Origin of the sequence: Streptomyces fodineus (genome assembly GCF_001735805.1) — a bacterium.
Lineage (GTDB): Bacteria > Actinomycetota > Actinomycetes > Streptomycetales > Streptomycetaceae > Streptomyces > Streptomyces fodineus.
Genome location: NZ_CP017248.1, coordinates 4625075 through 4644673, shown reverse-complemented (window position 1 = coordinate 4644673; position 19599 = coordinate 4625075). Strand labels below are relative to the sequence as shown.

Here is a 19599-nt window from a genome sequence, read left to right as displayed (position 1 = left end):
GGTGATCGTTCACAGCGGACTGCGCAGTTCCTCCGCCGCGCTCCCGTTCTCTCTCACGCCCTCGAACACCGTCCCGTTTCGACCGAGCAGATAGGCCTGCGCCTCGCCCACGTCGAAGTACATCCCGTGCAGCTCCAGCGTCCCGGCCGCCAGCGCCCGCCCGACCGGGGCGTGTGCCCGCAGGTGTTCCAACTGCTGGACCACGTTGGTCAGGCACAGTTGCTCCACCGCGTCGGCCGGCGCCCGCCCGGCCAGCCGGGGCCGGGCGTCGGCCATCCTTGCCAGGCTCGGCAGGCCGTGCCTGAGCCACCGCCCCAGCGGTGTCGCCGCACCCCCGGGCCCGGCGGTCAGCAGCGCCTGCATCGCCCCGCACCCGGAGTGCCCGCACACGCTGATGGACCTCACCTTCAGTACCTCCACGGCGTACTCGACGGCGGCCGCCACCGAGTCGTCGCCGTGCTCCTCGCCCGGCATCGGCACCAGATTGCCGACGTTGCGGACGACGAACAGGTCGCCGGGACCACTGGCGGTGATCATCGACGTGACGAGCCGCGAGTCGGCACAGGTGAGGAAGAGCTGGGCGGGCCGCTGGCCCTCCCGGGCGAGCCGCGCCAGCTCGTCCCGCACCAGCGGCGCGGTGTTGCGCTGGAACGAGCCGACCCCACGGACCAGTTCGTGCCCGGCCTCCCGCTCGGCCGGGGCGCCTGCGGCCTCCGGGAAGCAGGCCCGGTGACCACGCCAGGGCGTCCAGGGCCGGCACCGGCAGGCGGCGGACGCGGGCCTCCCGGTGGAAGTCGATGGGTTCGGGTCGGTGGATGGGGTTGGATCGGTGGTCTGGGTCGGTCCGGTGGGCGGGGTCTGCTCGGCGGTTGGGTTCGGGCCGGTGGGCGGGGTCTGCTCGGCGCTTGGGTTCGGCCCGGTGGACGGGGTTTGCTGGGCGGTTGCACTCGGTCCGGTGGGCGGGGTCGGTTCGGCGATCCGGACTCCGCCGCGTCGGCCCGACAGCTCGGCCGTACCGCCGCGGGCGGTGTGGGTGCTGCGCCAGTCCTGCAGTGACTCGTACGCCGCGTGGTCCATGAACGACCCGTCCAACTCCACGACGGCGTGGGCGCCTTGGGGTACGAGATGCAGGGCTCGGCTGAGCCGGGGCACCGCCAGGAAGGTCAACTGGCCTCGGATTCTTACGTATTGGACTCCTTCCCTCTCTTCATGGGTGATGCGGGTACGGGTGAGGCGGTGCAGGGCGACGGCGACGGCCACGGCGACCCCGAGGAGCACGCCCTGAAGGACGCCGAGGAGCACCACGCCGAGTGTGGTCGCGGCGTAGACCAGCACTTCGCGGTGGCGCGTCACCGTGCGGATGTGGTGCAGGGACACCATCTGGATGCCGACGGCCATCACCAGGGCGGCGAGGGAGGCGAGCGGGATCTCCTCCAGGATCGGGACCATCAGCAGCGCGGCGACTACTACGAGAACGCCGTGCAGCATCGTGGAGTTCCGGCTCACGGCACCGGATTTCACATTCGCGGTACTGCGCACGGCCACCCCCGCGACCGGCAGTCCGCCGAGCGCTCCCGAGACGATGTTCGCGGCGCCCTGACCCAGCAGCTCCCGGTCGAGGTCGGAGCGGCCGACGGCGGGGAGGCGGCCGGGGCGGGCCGCGGCCAGCTTGTCCACGGCCACCGCGCCGAGCAGCGACTGCACGCTGCACACCAGGGTGGTGGTGAGCACGGCGGCGGCGAGTCCGAGCACGGGACCCTCGGGCAGTCCGGCCAGGGCGTGGCTGCGCCAGGACGGCAGGTCGACCCGGGGCAGGGCCAGGCCCGTGAGGGCCGCCGTGGCGGTGGCCCCGGTGACGGCGACGAGGGCGGCCGGCGCGCTCCGGAGCAGTCGGCCGACGCGCCCGGGCAGGCGGGGCCAGACCAGCAGCAGGGCGAGCGTCAGGGTGCTCATCGAGACGGCTGCCGGATGCAGATGGGTCAACTGGTGCGGCAGAGCACGGAGGTTGGCGAGGACGGAGCTGTCCGGGCTGCCGCCGAGGACGATGTGCAGCTGGGCGACGGCGATGGTGAGGCCGATCCCCGCGAGCATGCCGTGCACGACGGCCGGGCTGACCGCGAGCGCGCCGCGCGCCACCCGCAGACAGCCGAGGCCGAGCTGGGCGAGTCCGGCGAGGACGGTGATGCCACAGGTCGCCCGCCAGCCGTAGCGGTGGATCAAGTCGGCGGTGACCACGGTGAGTCCGGCTGCGGGACCACTGACCTGGAGCGGGCAGCCGCCGAACCGGCCGGCGACGAGTCCGCCCACGGCGGCGGCGACGAGACCGGCCTGGAGCGGAGCGCCGGTGGCCAGGGCGATGCCCAGGGACAGGGGCAGGGCGATCAGGAAGACCGCGACGGACGCGGACAGGTCGGTGTGCGGGGGTGCGCAGGCTGACATGGTCCCGTCTCCTCCGGGGCGGCACGGACGCGGACTGGGCGGGATGGATCAACACCAGTAAAGGAAACGTAATGGAAAGTAAAGACGATGCATAACTTTTGGGGGCAAATAGCCCAGCCGATCGCTCGCATGAGTGAACTAATCATTTGATCGGCTTGTCGTACTAATTCCTTCTCGCGCCCGTGCGACCTTGGCGACGCTGCGGGTTCAATCCCGGCGCATCACCAGAAAGCAGCCCTCGTCAGCGTGTACCCGAGAGAAGGAAGAAGGTGGGCGGAACATGGCCGCCACCCAGAGGATCGCCGTCGGCATCATGGTCGCCGCGGCCTGTGCCTCGTCGCTCGCCGGTTGCGCGACCGGCTCCAATGGTCCGAAGGAAGGGGCGCACGGCCCGCAGAAAGGGGCGGCCGTCCCCAAGAATGTCTTCCGGTTGATCGGCGACGGATCGACCGCGTTCACCGGGGCGCAGCCGTATCTGCCCAGACCCGAGCGGCTGAAGCCCGGACAGAAACCGCCGCAGTTCGTGGTGTTCTCCTGGGACGGCGCGGGCGAGGACAGCCAGAAGCTGTTCTCGCACTTCCGCGAGGTTGCCAAGGAGAACCACGCCACCATGACGTACTTCCTCAGCGGCGTGTACCTGCTGCCGGAGGAGAAGCGCAAGCTGTACAAGCCGCCACAGCACTCGCCGGGCAGCTCCGACATCGGTTTCAACGACGAGAAGGGGATCGCCGCCACCGTCAAGCAGGCACGGCTGGCCTGGCTGGAGGGCAATGAGATCGGTACCCACTTCAACGGCCATTTCTGCGGGCCCGACGGCGGGGTCGGCACCTGGTCGGTGGACGAGTGGAAGAGCGAGATCGCCCAGGCCAAGCAGTTCGTGAGGACCTGGAAGACCAATACCGGCATGAAACAGTCGTCCCCGCTGCCCTTCGACTACGACAAGGAGCTGATCGGCGCCCGCACACCCTGCCTCGAGGGTCAGAAGAACTTCATGAAGGCTGCCCGCCAGTTGGGCTTCCGCTATGACTCCAGCGGCGTCAACAACCAGGTCTGGCCCAAGAAGAAGAAGGGCCTGTGGGATCTGTCGATGCAGCTGGTGCCCTTCCCCGGGCACACCTTCGAGCAGTTGACCATGGACTACAACTTCATGGTCAACCAGTCGGGCACCAAGACCCAGGGGGACCCGGACAAGTTCGACTACTGGGGCGAGCAGATGCGCGACGGCCTGGTCAAGGGCTTCTACCGAGCCTACGACGGCAACCGCGCACCGCTGATCATCGGCAACCACTTCGAGTCCTGGAACGGCGGCACCTATATGCGCGCGGTCGAGGACACGGTAAAAGAAGTGTGCAACAAGCCCGATGTGCGCTGTGTGTCCTTCCACCAGCTGGTCGACTGGCTGGACGCCCAGGACCCGAAGACCCTGGAGAAGCTGCGCACCCTGAACGTGGGTGAGGCTCCCAGGCAGGGCTGGGCGTCCTTCCTCTCCGGCCGCCCGGCGCCGGCGCCGAAGGGCGTGCCCGGGGCGCCGGCGGTCAAGCAGTAGGCGTCACCTGCGAGCGGTGGGGCGTCGCACGCAAAAGGAAGGTGTCACACGGAAGTTGTGACCTCCGCGCCGACGCCTTCGCCGAGCACGAAGGCGGGGTCGACCTGCGCCGCCAGGTCGGCCCCGGTGCGTTCGTTGCCCCAGGCCTCGGCGTTCTTCAGGTGGAAGTGCACCATCTGGCGGGTGTAGCGCTCCCAGTCGCGCAGCTCGTACGTGGCGTCCGCGGCGACCCGAAGGGCGCGCAGGGCACGGGCGTTGGCCTCCTCCAGGAGATCGAACCGGGGCGGTCGGCCCTTCTCCATGGCGCGCACCCAGTCCGAGCGCCCGACCGTCACAAGCAGGTCGTCCCCGACCTCCGCGCGCAGGAAGTCGATGTCGTCCTGTTCCTGGATCTTGTTGCCGACGACCTTCAGGGCGACGCCGAAGTCGCGGGCGTACTCCTTGTACTGGCGGTAGACGGAGACCCCCTTCCGGGTCGGCTCGGCCACGAGGAACGTCATGTCGAAGCGGGTGAACATGCCGGAGGCGAAGGAGTCCGAACCCGCCGTCATGTCGACCACGACGTACTCGTCGGGGCCGTCGACGAGGTGGTTCAGGAACAGCTCCACCGCTCCCGTCTTGGAGTGGTAGCAGGCGACCCCCAGGTCGGCGTCCGTGAAGGGGCCGGTGACCATCAAACGGACGGCGCCGCCGTCGAGTTCCACGGGCCGCGCGCAGGCGTCGTAGATCGGGTTGGGCTCGCGCACCCGGACCAGCCGCGAGCCCTCGCCGGGCGGGGTTGTCTTGATCATCGTGGCGGCGGAGTGGATGCGCGGGTTGCCGCCGCGCAGATAGTCCTTGATCAGCGGCAGCCGTTCGCCCATGGCGGGCAGCGCGGCGGCCTCCGCCTCGTCGAGGCCGAGCGCGGGCCCGAGGTGCTGGTTGATGTCCGCGTCGATGGCGACCACCGGGGCCCCGGCGGCCGTGAGGTGGCGGATGAAGAGGGAGGAGAGCGTGGTCTTGCCGCTGCCGCCCTTCCCGACGAAAGCAATTTTCATGTTCACCAACGGTAGTCGGGTGATAGCTGTATGTGTCAGGTGGAAGTGAAGAAGACCACTCCTTCGAGGGGTCGGCCGATGGGGTGCGTAGGGTCGTACTCATGAGTACGACAGGCGCGAACGCCGACCCGCTCGCGGCCCTGGGCTCGCTGCCCGGTGTGGCCGAGTCCGTGGAGTCCGTGCGCAAGGCCGTGGACCGGGTCTACGGGCACCGGATCATGCGACGCCGCAGCACCGAGATCACCGCCGAGGCGGCCCTGCGCGGCGCCCGCGGCTCCGCGGCGCTGTCCGGTGCCGACTGGGCCCTGGAGGAGGTGCGGCGGCGCACCGACTTCAGTGGTGACGCCGAGGCACGTGTCATGGGCGCGGCCCTCAGGCTGTCGGCCGAGGCGGGACAGCTGTTGTCCATCTGGCGGCAGTCGCCCCTCAGGGTGCTGGCCCGGCTGCATCTGGTGGCCGCGGCGAGCAACGGCGACGAGGTCGGCAGGCCGCGCCAGGCCGGTGAACCGGTGGACGAGCCGCTGATCGAGCTGCCGCTGCCACACGCCCAGGAGGTCTCGGGCCGGCTGGAGGGGCTCGCGGACCTGATCATCACCGGGACGTCCGCGTCCGCGCTGGTGACGGCCGCCGTGGTGCACGGCGAGCTGCTCGCGCTGCGGCCCTTCGTGTCCCACAACGGCCTGGTCGCGCGGGCGGCCGAGCGGATCGTCCTGATCGGCAGCGGCCTGGACCCGAAGGCGATCTGCCCGGCCGAGGTCGGCCACGCCGAACTGGGCCGCGCCGCCTATCTGGAGGCGCTGGACGGATACGTCTCCGGCACTCCCGAGGGCATGGCGGCCTGGATCGCGCACTGCGGCAGGGCGATCGAGCTGGGGGCGCGCGAGTCGACGGCGGTGTGCGAGGCGCTGCAGCGCGGCGCGGCCTGAGCGAACCGGCCGGAAATCGCCCCGGACATGGGTTGCGGCGGTACGAGGACTCGTACCGCCGCTGGCATGCTCACCGGGTTACCAAGCGTCCTCGATATGTGCCCATCAGGTCGGGGACTTTGCCCGTCACCTGGTGCGGCTGGCCCGTAATCGACGGGTCGACGTCGCGTGGGTGCCCGGTGTTCATGCGTGGTCCGTGGGCCAAGTGCGTAATCGTAGGTGATCCTCTCGGATGTCCTTTGGTCTCGCGGGCCTAAGGCCTTTGTACCGCGAGCCCGGAGGAACCGGAAGCCCTGCCTGCAGTTCTTTACTTGCAGGTTCAAACGGGGGTGAACCGGACACCGGGCAGGTGGCGCTCCGCTGTCAGGCGGTGTTCCGGCGCCGGCTGGCGTACCAGACGAGGCCGGCGGTCGCGGCCGCCGCTCCTATGGCCGCTGCGGCGACCAGTGCGGGCCGCGGCGGTACGGAGAAGCTGGGCAGCCGCTTCTTGAGCGGGACCGGATGGCGGAACTCCAGAACCGGCCACCCCTGCGCCAGCGCCTCGCGGCGCAGCGCCCGGTCGGGGTTCACCGCGTGCGGATGCCCGACCTCCCGGAGCATCGGCAGATCGGTCGCGGAGTCGCTGTAGGCGTAGCAGCGGTCGAGGTCGTAGCCCTCGGACACGGCCAGCTCCCGGACCGCCTCGGCCTTGGTCGGGCCGTAGGCGTAGTACTCCACTTCACCGGTGAAGCAGCCGTCCTCGCCGACGACCATCCGCGTGGCCACCACCCGGTCCGCGCCGAGCAGTTCGCCGACGGGCTCGACCACCTCGGCGCCCGAGGTCGACACGATCACCACGTCCCGCCCTGCCGAGTGGTGCTCCTCGATGAGGGAGGCGGCCTCGTCGTAGATGATCGGGTCGATCAGGTCGTGCAGGGTCTCGGCGACGATCTCCCGTACCTGCTGCACGTTCCAACCGCGGCACAAGGCGGACAGATACTCGCGCATGCGCTCCATCTGGTCGTGATCCAGGCCGCCGACCAGGAAGACGAACTGGGCATATGCGGTTCGCAGCGCGGCCCTGCGGTTGATCAGCCCACCTTGGTAGAAGGACTTGCTGAAGGTGAGCGTGCTCGACTTCGCAATGACCGTCTTGTCCAGGTCAAAGAAGGCCGCCGCGCGGGGCAAGGAGTGGTTTTCCACGTCCATGAGCATAGGCGCCCACCATTCGGCGTAAGGTGGGGCGCGTGGGTTTGCCTGAGAGGGCTCTCGGGTACACCATGGAAGTCACGGATCGTTCGCGACCGTGCTAACCCGGTCCGGCTCCTCCCCCCCCGAGTCGGCCGTGGGGACGACCCCCGCTCTCCCCCCCGGCGGGGGTCGTCGCATGTCCGGGTGGGTTTTCTCCTTCTTCCTCTTCCTTCACGCGACCGCGGAGCCGGCAGCGGGCCGCCGCGGCCGCCGCTGACGCGCGCCCATGGTTCGTTACTCCCGGTAATCATCACGCTGCGCTGTGGAAGTCGCACACGGATCGGTACAGAGGTCACCGGTATGGGTGACGGCGATATTCACAGCCGCCGAGTTGTCCACAGTTTTCCACCAAGATCCACATCATTTCGCCGATCGCTGCACCGTGATTCCAGCGCGCTCGGGCCGCGGCGAGTTCATGGCCGGTTCCGATTGCCGGAGCGCGTATGGCCGGTTTCTGCCGGCCGCTCATATGGGGGGCCGCTTGGCGGTTCTTCACACCTTTGGGAATCGCGTGGCCGAAGGGGCTGTGCGGCCCGTGCAGCGAAGGGGGAACACCCGTGACCGGAACCGTCACCCACGACCCGCCGCCCGGCACCTCGGACCGGCCGGGCCGGCCGCTCATCGTCACCGAGGACGCCGTGCTCCTGGACGACCTGCTGCGCCTGTGCGCGGCCGCCGGCGCCACACCCGAGGTCCACCACGGCGTACCGGAACACGGCGGTGGCTGGGAAACGGCCCCGCTGGTGCTGGTCGGCGACGACGCCACCCGCCGGGTCTGCGGGGCCACGCGCCGGCGCGGAGTGGTGCTGGTCGGCCGTGACCAGGACGACTCGGGGGTGTGGCAACGCGCCGTGGAGATCGGCGCCGACCACGTCCTGATGCTTCCCGACGGCGAGCAGTGGCTCGTCGACCGGATCGCCGACGTCGCCGAGGGGGTGGGCCGGCCGGCCCTCACCGTCGGGGTGATCGGCGGCCGAGGCGGGGCCGGTGCCTCCACGCTCGCGTGCGCGCTCGCCGTCACCTCCGCGCGCGAGGGACTGCGCACCCTCCTTGTGGACGCCGATCCGCTGGGCGGCGGACTCGACGTACTCCTGGGCGGTGAAAGTGCCGACGGACTGCGCTGGCCCGCTTTCGCCGCCTCCCGAGGGCGGGTCGGCGGCGGCGCCCTGGAGGAGTCGCTGCCCGAACTGCACTCCCTGCGTGTGCTGAGCTGGGACCGCGGCGACTGCGTCGCCGTCCCGCCACAAGCGGTGCGCGCGGTGCTCGCCGCCGCCCGGCGGCGCGGCGGCACGGTCGTGGTGGACCTGCCCCGCCGCCTCGACGACGGGGTCGCCGAAGTCCTCGCCCAGCTCGACCTGGCACTGCTCGTGGTCCCCGCCGAACTGCGCGCCGTCGCCGCCGCCGGGAGGGTCGCCTCCGCCGTCGGCATGGTCGTCCGCGACCTCCGCGTAGCGGTACGCGGGCCGTACGCGCCGGGCCTGGACGACCAGGAGGTCGCCCGCCTGCTCGGCCTGCCGCTGGCCGGGGAGGTGCCGGTCGAGACGCCGCTGCTGCGCCCGCAGGGTGGCGTCAAACCCCCCGGCGCGAGCGGACGCGGCCCGCTGGCCCGTTTCTGCGCGAACTTCTGGGAGCGGGCGCTGGCCGAGGCCGGAGGCACCCGATGAGCCTTCCCGGACTCGACCGCGCGGGCGGCGCCGCCCTGCTCGACGGCGTCCGGCGCCGGCTGGCCGAGAGCGGCGCCGAACCCACCCCCGCGCGCGTGGCCCAGGCCCTGCGGGAACAGGGCCGGGTGCTCGGCGACGCCGAAGTCCTCGGCGCGGCCCGGCAGCTGAGGTCCGAACTCGTCGGCACCGGCCCCCTGGAGCCGCTGCTTGCCGATCCGGACGTCACCGACGTCCTGGTGTCCGCACCGGACCGGGTGTGGGTGGACCGGGGCCGCGGCCTGGAGCTGACCTCGGTGGCCTTCCCGGACGCGGCGGCCGTACGACGCCTCGCGCAGCGCCTGGCCGCCGTGGCCGGACGCCGGCTGGACGACGCCCGGCCGTGGGCGGACGCCCGGCTGCCCGACGGTACCCGGCTGCACGCGGTGCTGCCCCCGGTCGCCGTCGGCTGCACCTGCCTGGCCCTGCGGGTCGTACGGCCCCGGGCGTTCACCCTGCGGGAACTGGTCGAGGCCGGCACGGTGCCGCCCGGTGGCGACCGGATCCTGCGGGCGTTGCTCGCGGCCCGGCTGTCCTTCCTGGTCAGCGGGGGTACCGGGAGCGGCAAGACGACCCTGCTCAGCGCCCTGCTGGGGCTGGTCGGACCGGGCGAGCGGATCGTGCTCGCCGAGGACTCGGCCGAGCTGCGACCGGACCACCCGCATGTCGTCCGGCTGGAGACCCGGCCCGCCAACCAGGAGGGCGCAGGTCTGGTCACCCTGGAGGACCTCGTCCGGCAGGCGCTGCGGATGCGGCCCGACCGGCTGGTCGTCGGCGAGGTCCGCGGACCGGAGGTCGTTCATCTGCTCGCCGCGCTCAACACCGGCCACGACGGAGGCTGTTGCACGGTCCACGCCAATGCCGCCGGAGACGTCCCGGCCCGCCTGGAGGCGCTGGCCACGGCCGCCGGGCTCGACCGGGCGGCACTGCACAGCCAGTTGGCGGCCGCGCTCTGCGTGGTCGTGCACCTCGTACGGGACCGGTCCGGGCGGCGCCGGATCGCCGAGGTGCACGTACTGGAGCGGGACGCCACAGGGCTGGTCCGGACGGTGCCGGCCCTGCGCTGGGGCGAGCGGGCCTTCGTACGGGAGCGGGGCTGGGAGCGGTTGGAGCGGCTCCTGGACGCCGGAACGGACTCGGGGAGGGGTGCGGGAAGTGATCGGTGAGACGTCCATGGGTGCCGCGCTGATCTGCTTCGGCGCGCTGGTCTGGCTGCTGGGCGGGCGGCACTACGGCATGCGGCGGGCACGGCTGCTGCTCGCGGGCGGCGGAGTGGTGACGAGCGGCCCGCCCTCCTGGGACCAGGCTCTTGCGGAACTGCGGCGGCTGCGTGGCCGGTTGGGTGCCGAGTGGTGGGCGCTCGTGGCCGGCCTGCTGCTCGGGCTGCTGGGGACCTCGGTGATTCCGGTCGCCGCGGGGGCGGCCGGGGTGCCGGTGCTGCGCCGGGTAAGGCTGGCCCGGCAGGCCCGGTGTGCCCGGGAGCGGCGGGCGGATGCGGTGATCGCCCTGTGCGGGGCCCTCGCCGGGGAGGTGCGCGCCGGACGGCAGCCCGGCGAGGCACTGCTGCGGGCGGCGCGGGACTCCGGCGGGCTCGGCGAGGCTCAGGCGGCCGTGGTCGCGGCGGCGCGGTTCGGCGGGGACGTGCCGGGCGCGCTCGCCGCCGCGGCCCGGCAGCCGGGTGCCGAGGGCCTGCTCGGGCTGGCCGCGTGCTGGCGGGTGGCCGTGGACCAGGGCGCCGGTCTTGCGGCCGGCCTGGACCGGCTGGACGCGGCCCTGCGCGCCGAGCGGGACCAACGCGCGGACCTCCACGCCCAGTTGGCAGGTGCTCGCGCGACCACGGTCCTCCTCGCCGTACTCCCCGCCCTCGGCCTCCTCCTCGGCGCGGCCATGGGCGCGCACCCGCTGCGCGTCCTGCTGCACACGGGCGCCGGCCTCGGCTGCCTGGCGGCCGGCTCGGCGTTCGAGGGGGCGGGGGTGTGGTGGGCGGTGCGGATCGTGCGGGGAGCGGGGGCGGTGTGAGCGGGGGAGTGGGTGGGCCGAGGCGTGTGGGGAGAGCGGGCGGTATGAACGGGGAAGTTGTCCACAGGCTGGGGATCGTCGGGGGCGTGGTGCTGCTCCTCGGCTGGGTGGTCCGGCGGCTGGATCTGGTCCGGCGGCGGCGTCGGGCGCGGCGTCGGGTGGCGGAACTGCTCGGCCTGGAAGTGCCGGTGTCCAGGCGTCGGTTCACCTCGGCGGGCGCGGTGCGGCGGTGGTTGCCGCCCGTCGGGGCGGTGTGCGGCGCGTGGGTTCTGGCCGGTGGTGTGACCGGGGCCGTGCTCGGGGTGGGTGCCGGGGTCGTGCTGTGGCGGTGGCGGAGCCGGCAGTTGGCGGCCGACCGGGCGGCGTCGGCCGACGCGGCGGAAGCCGCACGCCAGCTCCCGCTCGCCGCCGATCTGCTGGCTGCCTGCATCGCGGCGGGCGCGGGTCCGGTGATCGCCGCTCAGGCGGTGGGCGACGCGCTCGGCGGACCGGTCGGGGAGGCGCTGGCGCGGGGCGCGGCCGAGGTGCGGCTCGGTGGTGCACCGGCGGATGCCTGGCGCCGGCTGGCCGCGCTGCCCGGTGCCGGAGCCCTGGCGCGGCTGCTGGAGCGGGCCGACGAGTCCGGGCTTCCGGCGGCCGGCCCGGCCACCCGTCTCGCCTCCGACGCACGCGCGCAGTGGGCCCGCACCGCGACGGCCCGGGCCCGGCGCGCGGCCGTACTGATCTCCGCGCCGGTGGGCCTGTGCTTCCTGCCCGCCTTCATCGCGGTCGGCGTCCTGCCCGTCGTGATCGGACTCGCGGGCGGGGTGATGCGAGGCAGGTGAGGCGTACGAGGAGAAGCGAGCCCTGATCGGTCAACGAGTCGTGCAATCGACGAGAACCACAAAAGACATGCATCTCAAGGGGGTTGGAATGAACAGGAAGATCAAGGACGTGGCGGGCCGGCTGCGGGCGACGTGCCGCGGGGACGCCGGAATGGTGACGTCCGAATACGCGATGGGGATCATCGCGGCCGTCGGGTTCGCGTTGCTGCTCTACGAGGTCGTCACCAGCGGCGAGGTCCGTGCGGAGCTGCAGGACATCGTGAAGAAGGCCCTCAGTGCGCGGATGTGAGCGAGGGGCGGACCGGGGGTTCGTGACCGCGGAGGCGGCTGTGGTGCTCTGTGTGCTGGTGGCGTTCACGATGGCGCTGGTCTGGGGGCTGCTCGTGGTGGCCGCACAGATCCGGTGCGTGGACGCCGCCCGCATCGGCGCCCGGGCCGCCGCCCGTCAGGACCCGGCCGACGCGGTGGTGACGGTGACCCGGGAGGCGGCGCCACGCGGGGCGCGGGTGACCGTCGGGCGCGAGGGCGACCAGGTCCGGGTGACGGTGGTGGCCAGGCCGCCGGTGCTGAGCGGGCTGCCCTTCGAGGTGCGGGAGGAGGCCGTCGCGCCGGCCGAGGAGACCCTGGGGGCGGGGGAGGCGGGGCCATGAGGCGGGACCGGCTTGGCTGCGACCGTGGGTCCGCCACCGTGTGGAGCCTGGGGGCGATGGCTGTGCTCTGTGCGGTGTTCGGCGCCGTGCTCGCGCTCGGGCAGGCCGTCGTGGTCCGGCACCGGGCGGCCGGTGGCGCGGACCTGGCGGCGCTCGCGGCGGCGGCCCACTGGACCGAGGGCGGTGCGGCGGCCTGCGCCCGGGCCGAGCGGGTGGCGGCGGCCCAGGGAGTACGGCTGGTGCGGTGCGCGATCGTCGGCGAGACCTCGGATGTGACGGCGACCGCCGGAAGAGGACCGTTCACAGCGGAGGCCAGGGCCAGAGCGGGGCCGGCGGGTCCAGAGCGTGCGGGACTAGGGCTGGCAGGGCCAGGGCCGGCGGGAGCCGGGCCGGTGGGTCCAGGGCCGGTGGGTTCAGAGCTGGCGGGCCTAGGGCTGGCGGGTCCAGAGCGTGCAGGTCCAGGGCTGGCGGGAGCCGGACCGGTGGGTTCAGAGCTGGCGGGACCGGGACTCGCGGGACCGGGACTGCCGGGACGGGGGCCGGTGGGACCACCGCTCGCAGGACGGGGACTCGCGGGACCACAGTCGGCGGGATCGAGGCCAACGGGACCAGAGGCGGAGCGATCGGTGCCGGAGGAATTGAGGACGGTCGAACCGGCGGCAACGGGATCCATACCGGAGAGATCAATTCCGCAGGACCCCCGTGCCAGCGAGATCCGTGCCGGAGGAACTCGTGCCGGAGGACCCCGACGCCGGAGAGGGCGCCACACCGGAGAGGGCGCCATACCGGACCCCCTCAAGCGTGCGGCGCCCGCCCCGGCATCGGCTCCTCCGTCGGCTGTCCCCCGGGTTTCTCCTCCGGCGCTCCCCGCAACAGCACCGTGAGGAGCCGTACCGCCCCCCTCTTGTGCAGCGGGTCGTTGCCGTTGCCGCACTTGGGGGACTGGATGCAGGACGGGCAGCCGGCCTCGCACTCGCAGGAGGCGATGGCCTCGCGGGTGGCGGTGAGCCAGGCGCGGGCGGTGTGGAAGGCGCGCTCGGCGAAGCCCGCGCCGCCGGGATGGCCGTCGTACACGAAGACCGTCGGCAGCAGGGTGTCCGGGTGCAGCGGGATCGAGACGCCGCCGATGTCCCAGCGGTCGCAGGTCGCGAAGAGGGGGAGCAGACCGATGGAGGCGTGTTCGGCGGCGTGCAGGGAGCCGCCGAGGATCTCCGGGTTGATCCGGGCCTCGTCCAGCTGGTCGTCGGTGACCGTCCACCACACCGCGCGCGTGCGCAGCGTACGAGGAGGGAGGTCGAGTTTGGTCTCGCCGAGCACTTCGCCGGTGATGAGGCGTCTGCGGAGGTAGGAGACCACCTGGTTGGTGACTTCGACCGATCCGTAGCAGAGGCGGCCGGAACCCCAGGGGATCTCGGTGTCGGTCTCCAGGATGGAGATGGAGGTGGTGTCGCGGGCGACCGTGGAATACGGCGGGTCGGCCTGCTCGACCAGGGCGACCGAGTCCTCCAGGTCCAGCTGGCGCACCAGATAGGTGCGGCCCTGATGGAGGTGGACCGCGCCCTCGTGGACCGTGGAGTGCGCGGCGCCGGCGTCGACCGTGCCGAGCAGGCGGCCCGTGCCGGACTCGACGACCTCGACCGGGCGCCCGCCCGCGCCCCGGATGTCGGTCAGGTCGGCGGCCCGCTCCCGGCGCGTCCAGTGCCAGGCCTTGGTCCGCCGGCGGAGCAGCTTCGCGGCCTCCAGCTGCGGCAGCACGTCCGCGCAGGCGGGGCCGAAGAGGTCCAGGTCCTCCTCGGTCAGCGGGAGTTCGGCGGCGGCGGCGCACAGGTGCGGGGCGAGCACGTAGGGGTTGTCGGGGTCGAGGACAGTGGATTCCACCGGCTGGTCGAACAGGGCCTCGGGGTGGTGGACGAGGAAGGTGTCCAGGGGGTCGTCCCGGGCCACCAGCACGGCGAGCGCTCCCTGGCCCGAGCGGCCCGCTCGGCCCGCCTGCTGCCACAGGGACGCGCGCGTGCCCGGGTAGCCGGAGATGACCACCGCGTCCAGGCCGGAGACGTCCACGCCCAGCTCCAGGGCCGTCGTGGCGGCCAGCCCGAGGAGTTCGCCGGAGTGCAGGGCGCGTTCCAGGGCGCGGCGCTCCTCGGGGAGGTAGCCGCCGCGGTAGGCCGCGACCCGCCGGACCAGGGAGCGGTCGACCTCGGCCAGTTTCTCCTGGGCGATCACCGAGATCAGCTCGGCGCCACGCCGGGACCGTACGAAGGCGACCGAGCGCACGCCCTGCACGGTCAGGTCGGTCAGCAGGTCGGCGGTCTCGGCGGTGGCGGTACGGCGTACCGGGGCGCCCTTCTCGCCGTGCAGTTCGGTGAGCGGCGGCTCCCAGAGGGCGAAGACCAGCTCCCCGCGCGGGGAGGCGTCGTCGGCGACCTCGGTCACCGGCAGGCCGGTCAGCCGGCGGGCGGCCACGGCGGGCTCGGCGGCGGTCGCCGAGGCCAGCAGGAAGACGGGCGAGGCGCCGTAGCGGGCGCACAGGCGGCGCAGCCGGCGCAGCACCTGGGCGACGTGCGAGCCGAAGACGCCCCGGTAGGTGTGGCACTCGTCGATGACGACGTACTTGAGCGACTTCAGGAAGGAGGACCAGCGCGGGTGCGCGGGGAGTATGCCGCGGTGCAGCATGTCCGGGTTGGTCAGGACGTAGTTGGCGTACTGGCGGATCCACTCCCGTTCCTCGAACGGGGTGTCGCCGTCGTACACGGCGGGGCGCACGGCGCTGCCGAGAGGTTGTGAAAGTTCCTTCACCGATCGGCACTGATCCGCCGCGAGCGCCTTGGTGGGTGCCAGGTACAGCGCGGTGGCCCCTCGGCCGTTCGGAGCCTCGGCACCATCCAGGAGGGTGGACAGGACGGGCACGAGATACGCGAGGGACTTGCCGGAGGCGGTGCCGGTGGCGACGACCACCGAGTCGCCGTCCAGGGCGTGCTCGGCGGCCAGCGCCTGGTGCGCCCAGGGGTGTTCGATGCCGCACGCCTGGACGGCCGCGATCACCTCGGACCGAATCCGGTCAGGCCAGACGGCATGGCGGCCCGCGCGCGGGGGCAAGTGCTCCGTATGAGTGATGCGCGCAGACCGGCTCGGCCCCGAGGCGAGCCGGTCCAGGACCGCGCCCGGAGACGGGCGGGACGCCGGGGCCGCCGGGGATCGATCGGATCGGTGATTCTTGGCCATCGGCACCGAGTGTGTCACTGGCGTGACGGACAATGGAGCCAAGGCGTCGTGCACGCCTGCCAGTAAGTGATTGAATGCCATCGCGGCTGGCGAAGCATCCCGGGGGCCGCAAGCCCCGAGGGGCGACCGCTCGATAGCAAGGTGCTGGAGGATCCGTGGACCTGTCCCTGTCGACCCGTACCGTCGGCGATCGTACGGTCGTCGAGGTCGGTGGCGAAATCGATGTATACACCGCGCCCAAGCTGCGCGAGCAGCTGGTCGAGCTGGTGAACGACGGGAATTTCCACCTCGTCGTCGACATGGAGGGCGTGGACTTCCTCGACTCCACCGGGCTCGGCGTGCTGGTCGGCGGTCTGAAGCGAGTGCGTGCCCATGAGGGCTCGCTGCGCCTGGTCTGCAACCAGGAGCGCATTCTCAAGATCTTCCGCATCACCGGCCTCACCAAGGTGTTCCCGATCCACACCTCGGTCGATGAAGCGGTAGCGGCCACCGACTGATTCCGGACCGGTCACCGGCGCCCGGCTCCCGCGGGAGTCCGGACGCCGGCCGGTCGCGTCCGGCCCGTTCTCGTGCGCGGCCGGTTGCGTCTGCCGGTTCCGTCCCGGGCCGTGAAGCGGCCCGGGCCACAGAAGCACACCAGGGGTGCGGGCGCTCGGTGGCCCCGCGCCCGACCGCACGCCCGTAGTCGCGAGGGGGATGCATGGCCACCGTCGAACTCCGCTTCAGCGCGCTGCCCGAGCACGTCCGGACCGCCCGGCTGGTGGCGGCCGCGGTGGCACGCAGGGCCGGAGTGGACGAGGCCGTCCTCGACGAGGTCCGGCTCGCCGTCGGCGAGGCCTGCTCCCGTGCCGTCGGACTGCACCAGAGCAGTGGTATCAGCGCGCCCGTGAAGGTGGCACTGATCGAGGAGGAGAAACAGTTCTCCATCGAGGTCGGTGACGAGGCGCCGCACGCCGCCCCGGGCGACACGCCCGGCGCCGCGAACGAAGGCGAGGAGGTCGAGGAGGACGAGATGGGCCTCGCGGTCATCAGCGGCCTCGTTGACGACGTTCACGTCACCACCGGACACGACGGCGGCCTGATCCGCATGACCTGGCCGACCACACCGCCGACCGCGGCGCTTCTCTGAACGCCGCCGCAGCACGTCACGAGGGCCCTGCCGAGCAGGGCCCTCGGCGTTTTTCCGGCATGAACAGGGACCCTTCCGAATTCGTGAATTAATTCACGATCATCGACAATGCCCTGGGGGCATTACTCCATTCGGGTGGTGTGGCGCGATCTCGATCATTTGCTGATGAGCCCGTTGAGGCTAATTCCGTTTACCGCGCCCTGTTGAGATCACTCCGGGGTACCTAGAATCCGTCCACATCTTGAGCTCAGCCCAAGCGTCAAGGAGGACGAATGGCGGGGCTTTCCATCCCTCAATCGGATCACCCCACATCCCTCGCAGCGGCGGTCCTGACCGACGACAACCGGATCATGGTGGCCGTCATCGCGGCGGTCGCCCTGGCCGCGCTGGTGGTCGCGGGGATCCTGGTGCGCCAGGTGCTGGCCGCGGGCGAGGGCACCGACAGCATGAAACGGATCGCCGAGGCGGTCCAGGAAGGCGCGAAGGCGTATCTCGCCCGGCAGCTGCGCACGCTCGGCGTATTCGCTGTCGTCGTCTTCTTCCTGCTCATGCTGCTGCCCGCGGACAACTGGAATCAGCGTGCCGGACGATCGGTGTTCTTCCTGATCGGAGCGGCGTTCTCGGCGGCCACCGGCTATATCGGCATGTGGCTCGCCGTACGCAGCAATGTGCGGGTCGCCGCGGCGGCCCGGGAAGCCACACCGGCCCCAGGCGAACCAGAAAAAGATCTCACCACCGTCTCGCACACCGCGATGAAGATCGCATTTCGCACGGGTGGCGTCGTCGGCATGTTCACAGTGGGGCTCGGCCTGCTGGGCGCCTCCTGCGTGGTGCTGGTGTACGCGGCCGACGCGCCGAAGGTGCTGGAGGGCTTCGGCCTCGGCGCCGCCCTGATCGCCATGTTCATGCGTGTGGGCGGCGGCATCTTCACCAAGGCCGCCGACGTCGGCGCCGACCTGGTCGGCAAGGTCGAACAGGGCATTCCGGAGGACGATCCGCGCAATGCCGCGACCATCGCCGACAACGTGGGCGACAACGTCGGCGACTGCGCGGGCATGGCGGCCGACCTCTTCGAGTCGTACGCCGTGACCCTGGTGGCCGCGCTGATCCTCGGCAAGGTCGCGTTCGGCAATTCCGGGCTGGCGTTCCCGCTGCTCGTGCCCGCCATCGGCGTCATCACGGCGATGATCGGCATCTTCGCGGTCGCCCCACGCCGCGCCGACCGCAGCGGCATGACGGCGATCAACCGCGGCTTCTTCATCTCCGCGGTGATCTCCCTGGTGCTGGTGGCCGTCGCGGTCTTCGTCTACCTGCCGTCCAAGTACTCCGGCCTGCACGGGGTGACGGACGCGGCGATCAGGGGCAAGGACGGCGACCCGCGGCTGCTCGCCCTGGTCGCGGTGGCCATCGGCATCCTGCTCGCCGCCGTCATCCAGCAGCTGACCGGCTACTTCACCGAGACCAACCGCCGCCCGGTGCGGGACATCGGCAAGACCTCCCTCACCGGACCGGCCACCGTCGTCCTGTCCGGCATCTCGGTCGGCCTGGAGTCGGCCGTCTACACCGCGCTGCTCATCGGGCTCGGCGTGTACGGCGCGTTCCTGCTCGGCGGTACGTCGATCATGCTCGCGCTGTTCGCGGTCGCGCTGGCCGGCACCGGTCTGCTCACCACGGTCGGCGTGATCGTCGCCATGGACACCTTCGGGCCGGTCTCCGACAACGCCCAGGGCATCGCCGAGATGTCCGGCGACGTCGAGGGCGCGGGCGCGCAGGTGCTCACCAACCTGGACGCGGTGGGCAACACCACCAAGGCCATCACCAAGGGCATCGCCATCGCCACCGCCGTGCTCGCCGCGTCGGCGCTGTTCGGGTCGTACCGCGACGCGATCACCACCAATGTGCAGGATGTCGGGGAGAAGCTCACCGGCCCCGGTGCGCCGATGAGTCTGTCCCTGGACATCTCGCAGCCCAACAACCTCGTCGGCCTCATCGCGGGCGCCGCGGTCGTCTTCCTCTTCTCCGGACTGGCCATCAACGCCGTGTCCCGGTCGGCCGGTTCGGTGGTCTTCGAGGTACGGCGGCAGTTCCGCGAGAAGCCCGGGATCATGGACTTCACCGAGAAGCCCGAGTACGGCAAGGTCGTCGACATCTGCACCAGGGACGCCCTCAGGGAACTGGCCACACCCGGTCTGCTCGCCGTGATGGCGCCCATCTTCATCGGGTTCACGCTCGGCGTCGGCTCGCTCGGCTCCTACCTCGCCGGCGCGATCGGCGCGGGCACGCTGATGGCGGTGTTCCTCGCCAACTCCGGCGGCGCCTGGGACAACGCCAAGAAGCTGGTGGAGGACGGCCACCACGGCGGCAAGGGCAGCGAGGCCCATGCGGCCACGGTCATCGGCGACACCGTCGGCGACCCCTTCAAGGACACCGCGGGACCGGCGATCAACCCCCTGCTGAAGGTCATGAACCTGGTCTCGCTGCTCATCGCGCCCGCGGTGATCAAGTTCTCCTACGGCAACGACAAGAACCTGGGCGTACGGATCGCGGTCGCGACCCTCGCGTTCGCCGTGATCGCCGTTGCCGTGTACGTCTCCAAGCGGCGTGGAATCGCCGTCGGCGACGACGAGAGCACCGAGCGGGTCGCCAACTCACCGAACACGGCGGTGGTTTCCTAGACGCTCTGGGAAAGCCCTGCTCAACGGGCGGGCGGACGGCGCGTGTTGACGCGCCGCCCGCCCGCCCGCGTCTGTGAGGTGGTCTGTGGGCTCGCCCACGTGGTGAGCCTTCTCTCTCATGGTGCAAAGGGTCACAAAGGGCGCCTTGGGGGCGTTCGGGATGCGAAGGGTGTGTGTTCGCCGTGTAGGGTCCGTGGGCCGA

16 protein-coding genes are annotated in these 19599 nt (G+C 71.7%); 12 read left to right on the top strand and 4 right to left on the bottom strand.

Going from position 1 to position 19599, the window contains the following annotated elements:
• Positions 1–9: 9 nt before the first annotated feature.
• Positions 10–2439, bottom strand: coding sequence for a SulP family inorganic anion transporter (locus tag BFF78_RS44820; protein WP_099054896.1), 2430 nt, complete (start codon positions 2437–2439; stop codon positions 10–12).
• Positions 2440–2719: 280 nt separating this feature from the next.
• Here BFF78_RS44820 and BFF78_RS19515 point away from each other — a divergent pair, with 280 nt between their 5' ends.
• Complete coding sequence (locus BFF78_RS19515; protein ID WP_069779545.1) at positions 2720–3985, top strand: polysaccharide deacetylase family protein; 1266 nt, start codon at positions 2720–2722, stop codon at positions 3983–3985.
• Positions 3986–4029: 44 nt separating this feature from the next.
• On the opposite strand, the gene BFF78_RS19510 is transcribed toward BFF78_RS19515, so the two are convergent.
• The gene (locus tag BFF78_RS19510) at positions 4030–5022 is read right to left on the bottom strand and encodes an ATP-binding protein (protein WP_193433498.1); all 993 of its coding nucleotides are present in this window, start codon (positions 5020–5022) and stop codon (positions 4030–4032) included.
• Between the two features lie 101 nt (positions 5023–5123).
• On the opposite strand from BFF78_RS19510, the gene BFF78_RS19505 reads away from it, so the two are divergent.
• Complete coding sequence (locus BFF78_RS19505; protein WP_069779544.1) at positions 5124–5948, top strand: Fic family protein; 825 nt, start codon at positions 5124–5126, stop codon at positions 5946–5948.
• Between the two features lie 363 nt (positions 5949–6311).
• Here BFF78_RS19505 and BFF78_RS19500 read toward each other — a convergent pair whose 3' ends face one another.
• On the bottom strand, positions 6312–7142 hold the full coding sequence (locus BFF78_RS19500; protein ID WP_069779543.1) for an HAD family hydrolase: 831 nt from the start codon (positions 7140–7142) through the stop codon (positions 6312–6314).
• Positions 7143–7735: 593 nt separating this feature from the next.
• Here BFF78_RS19500 and ssd point away from each other — a divergent pair.
• The 7 genes from ssd (at position 7736) to BFF78_RS50170 (ending at position 13255) form a co-directional block, all read left to right on the top strand.
• Complete coding sequence (ssd, locus tag BFF78_RS19495) at positions 7736–8842, top strand: septum site-determining protein Ssd (protein ID WP_069779542.1); 1107 nt, start codon at positions 7736–7738, stop codon at positions 8840–8842.
• A complete protein-coding gene (locus BFF78_RS19490) occupies positions 8839–10044 on the top strand; it encodes a TadA family conjugal transfer-associated ATPase (protein WP_069779541.1) in 1206 nt (401 codons plus the stop codon). Before ssd ends, BFF78_RS19490 begins: the two co-directional genes overlap by 4 nt.
• Before the next feature lie 7 nt (positions 10045–10051).
• Positions 10052–10897 (top strand): type II secretion system F family protein, encoded by an 846-nt coding sequence (locus tag BFF78_RS19485; protein ID WP_193433667.1) that lies wholly within the window; start codon positions 10052–10054, stop codon positions 10895–10897.
• A 44-nt stretch (positions 10898–10941) separates the two neighbouring features.
• The gene (locus BFF78_RS19480) at positions 10942–11721 is read left to right on the top strand and encodes a type II secretion system F family protein (RefSeq protein ID WP_069779539.1); all 780 of its coding nucleotides are present in this window, start codon (positions 10942–10944) and stop codon (positions 11719–11721) included.
• Between the two features lie 88 nt (positions 11722–11809).
• Positions 11810–12010 carry a DUF4244 domain-containing protein gene (locus BFF78_RS19475; protein WP_069779538.1) on the top strand — a complete coding sequence of 67 codons (201 nt, stop codon included), beginning with the start codon at positions 11810–11812 and terminating at the stop codon, positions 12008–12010.
• A 22-nt stretch (positions 12011–12032) separates the two neighbouring features.
• On the top strand, positions 12033–12371 hold the full coding sequence (locus BFF78_RS19470) for a TadE family type IV pilus minor pilin (RefSeq protein ID WP_069779537.1): 339 nt from the start codon (positions 12033–12035) through the stop codon (positions 12369–12371).
• Complete coding sequence (locus BFF78_RS50170; protein ID WP_418346667.1) at positions 12368–13255, top strand: Rv3654c family TadE-like protein; 888 nt, start codon at positions 12368–12370, stop codon at positions 13253–13255. The genes BFF78_RS19470 and BFF78_RS50170 overlap by 4 nt, the downstream gene beginning before the upstream one ends.
• Here the strand turns inward: BFF78_RS50170 and BFF78_RS19465 are convergent.
• Positions 13167–15674, bottom strand: a complete 2508-nt coding sequence (locus tag BFF78_RS19465; protein WP_079161386.1) for a DEAD/DEAH box helicase — start codon at positions 15672–15674, stop codon at positions 13167–13169. The two genes, BFF78_RS50170 and BFF78_RS19465, sit on opposite strands and share 89 nt — an antisense overlap.
• Positions 15675–15748: 74 nt before the next feature.
• Between BFF78_RS19465 and bldG the strand changes: the two genes are divergently transcribed.
• The 3 genes from bldG (at position 15749) to BFF78_RS19450 (ending at position 19397) form a co-directional block, all read left to right on the top strand.
• Positions 15749–16090 carry an anti-sigma factor antagonist BldG gene (gene bldG, locus BFF78_RS19460; protein ID WP_009189842.1) on the top strand — a complete coding sequence of 114 codons (342 nt, stop codon included), beginning with the start codon at positions 15749–15751 and terminating at the stop codon, positions 16088–16090.
• Between the two features lie 203 nt (positions 16091–16293).
• Entirely contained in the window at positions 16294–16722 is a 429-nt protein-coding gene (locus tag BFF78_RS19455) for an ATP-binding protein (RefSeq protein ID WP_069779535.1), read from the top strand.
• Positions 16723–16994: 272 nt separating this feature from the next.
• Positions 16995–19397 carry a sodium-translocating pyrophosphatase gene (locus tag BFF78_RS19450; protein WP_069779534.1) on the top strand — a complete coding sequence of 801 codons (2403 nt, stop codon included), beginning with the start codon at positions 16995–16997 and terminating at the stop codon, positions 19395–19397.
• The last annotated feature ends 202 nt before the right edge of the window (positions 19398–19599 follow it).

What these genes read in the sequence shown, in the direction of transcription:
- BFF78_RS44820 (WP_099054896.1), bottom strand. Translation starts at nt 2,439, where the DNA reads ATGTCAGCCTGCGCACCCCCGCACACCGACCTGTCCGCGTCCGTCGCG.
- BFF78_RS19515 (WP_069779545.1), top strand. Translation starts at nt 2,720, where the DNA reads ATGGCCGCCACCCAGAGGATCGCCGTCGGCATCATGGTCGCCGCGGCC.
- BFF78_RS19510 (WP_193433498.1), bottom strand. Translation starts at nt 5,022, where the DNA reads ATGAAAATTGCTTTCGTCGGGAAGGGCGGCAGCGGCAAGACCACGCTC.
- BFF78_RS19505 (WP_069779544.1), top strand. Translation starts at nt 5,124, where the DNA reads ATGAGTACGACAGGCGCGAACGCCGACCCGCTCGCGGCCCTGGGCTCG.
- BFF78_RS19500 (WP_069779543.1), bottom strand. Translation starts at nt 7,142, where the DNA reads ATGCTCATGGACGTGGAAAACCACTCCTTGCCCCGCGCGGCGGCCTTC.
- BFF78_RS19490 (WP_069779541.1), top strand. Translation starts at nt 8,839, where the DNA reads ATGAGCCTTCCCGGACTCGACCGCGCGGGCGGCGCCGCCCTGCTCGAC.
- BFF78_RS19485 (WP_193433667.1), top strand. Translation starts at nt 10,052, where the DNA reads ATGGGTGCCGCGCTGATCTGCTTCGGCGCGCTGGTCTGGCTGCTGGGC.
- BFF78_RS19480 (WP_069779539.1), top strand. Translation starts at nt 10,942, where the DNA reads ATGAACGGGGAAGTTGTCCACAGGCTGGGGATCGTCGGGGGCGTGGTG.
- BFF78_RS19475 (WP_069779538.1), top strand. Translation starts at nt 11,810, where the DNA reads ATGAACAGGAAGATCAAGGACGTGGCGGGCCGGCTGCGGGCGACGTGC.
- BFF78_RS50170 (WP_418346667.1), top strand. Translation starts at nt 12,368, where the DNA reads ATGAGGCGGGACCGGCTTGGCTGCGACCGTGGGTCCGCCACCGTGTGG.
- BFF78_RS19465 (WP_079161386.1), bottom strand. Translation starts at nt 15,674, where the DNA reads ATGGCATTCAATCACTTACTGGCAGGCGTGCACGACGCCTTGGCTCCA.
- BFF78_RS19455 (WP_069779535.1), top strand. Translation starts at nt 16,294, where the DNA reads ATGGCCACCGTCGAACTCCGCTTCAGCGCGCTGCCCGAGCACGTCCGG.
- BFF78_RS19450 (WP_069779534.1), top strand. Translation starts at nt 16,995, where the DNA reads ATGGCGGGGCTTTCCATCCCTCAATCGGATCACCCCACATCCCTCGCA.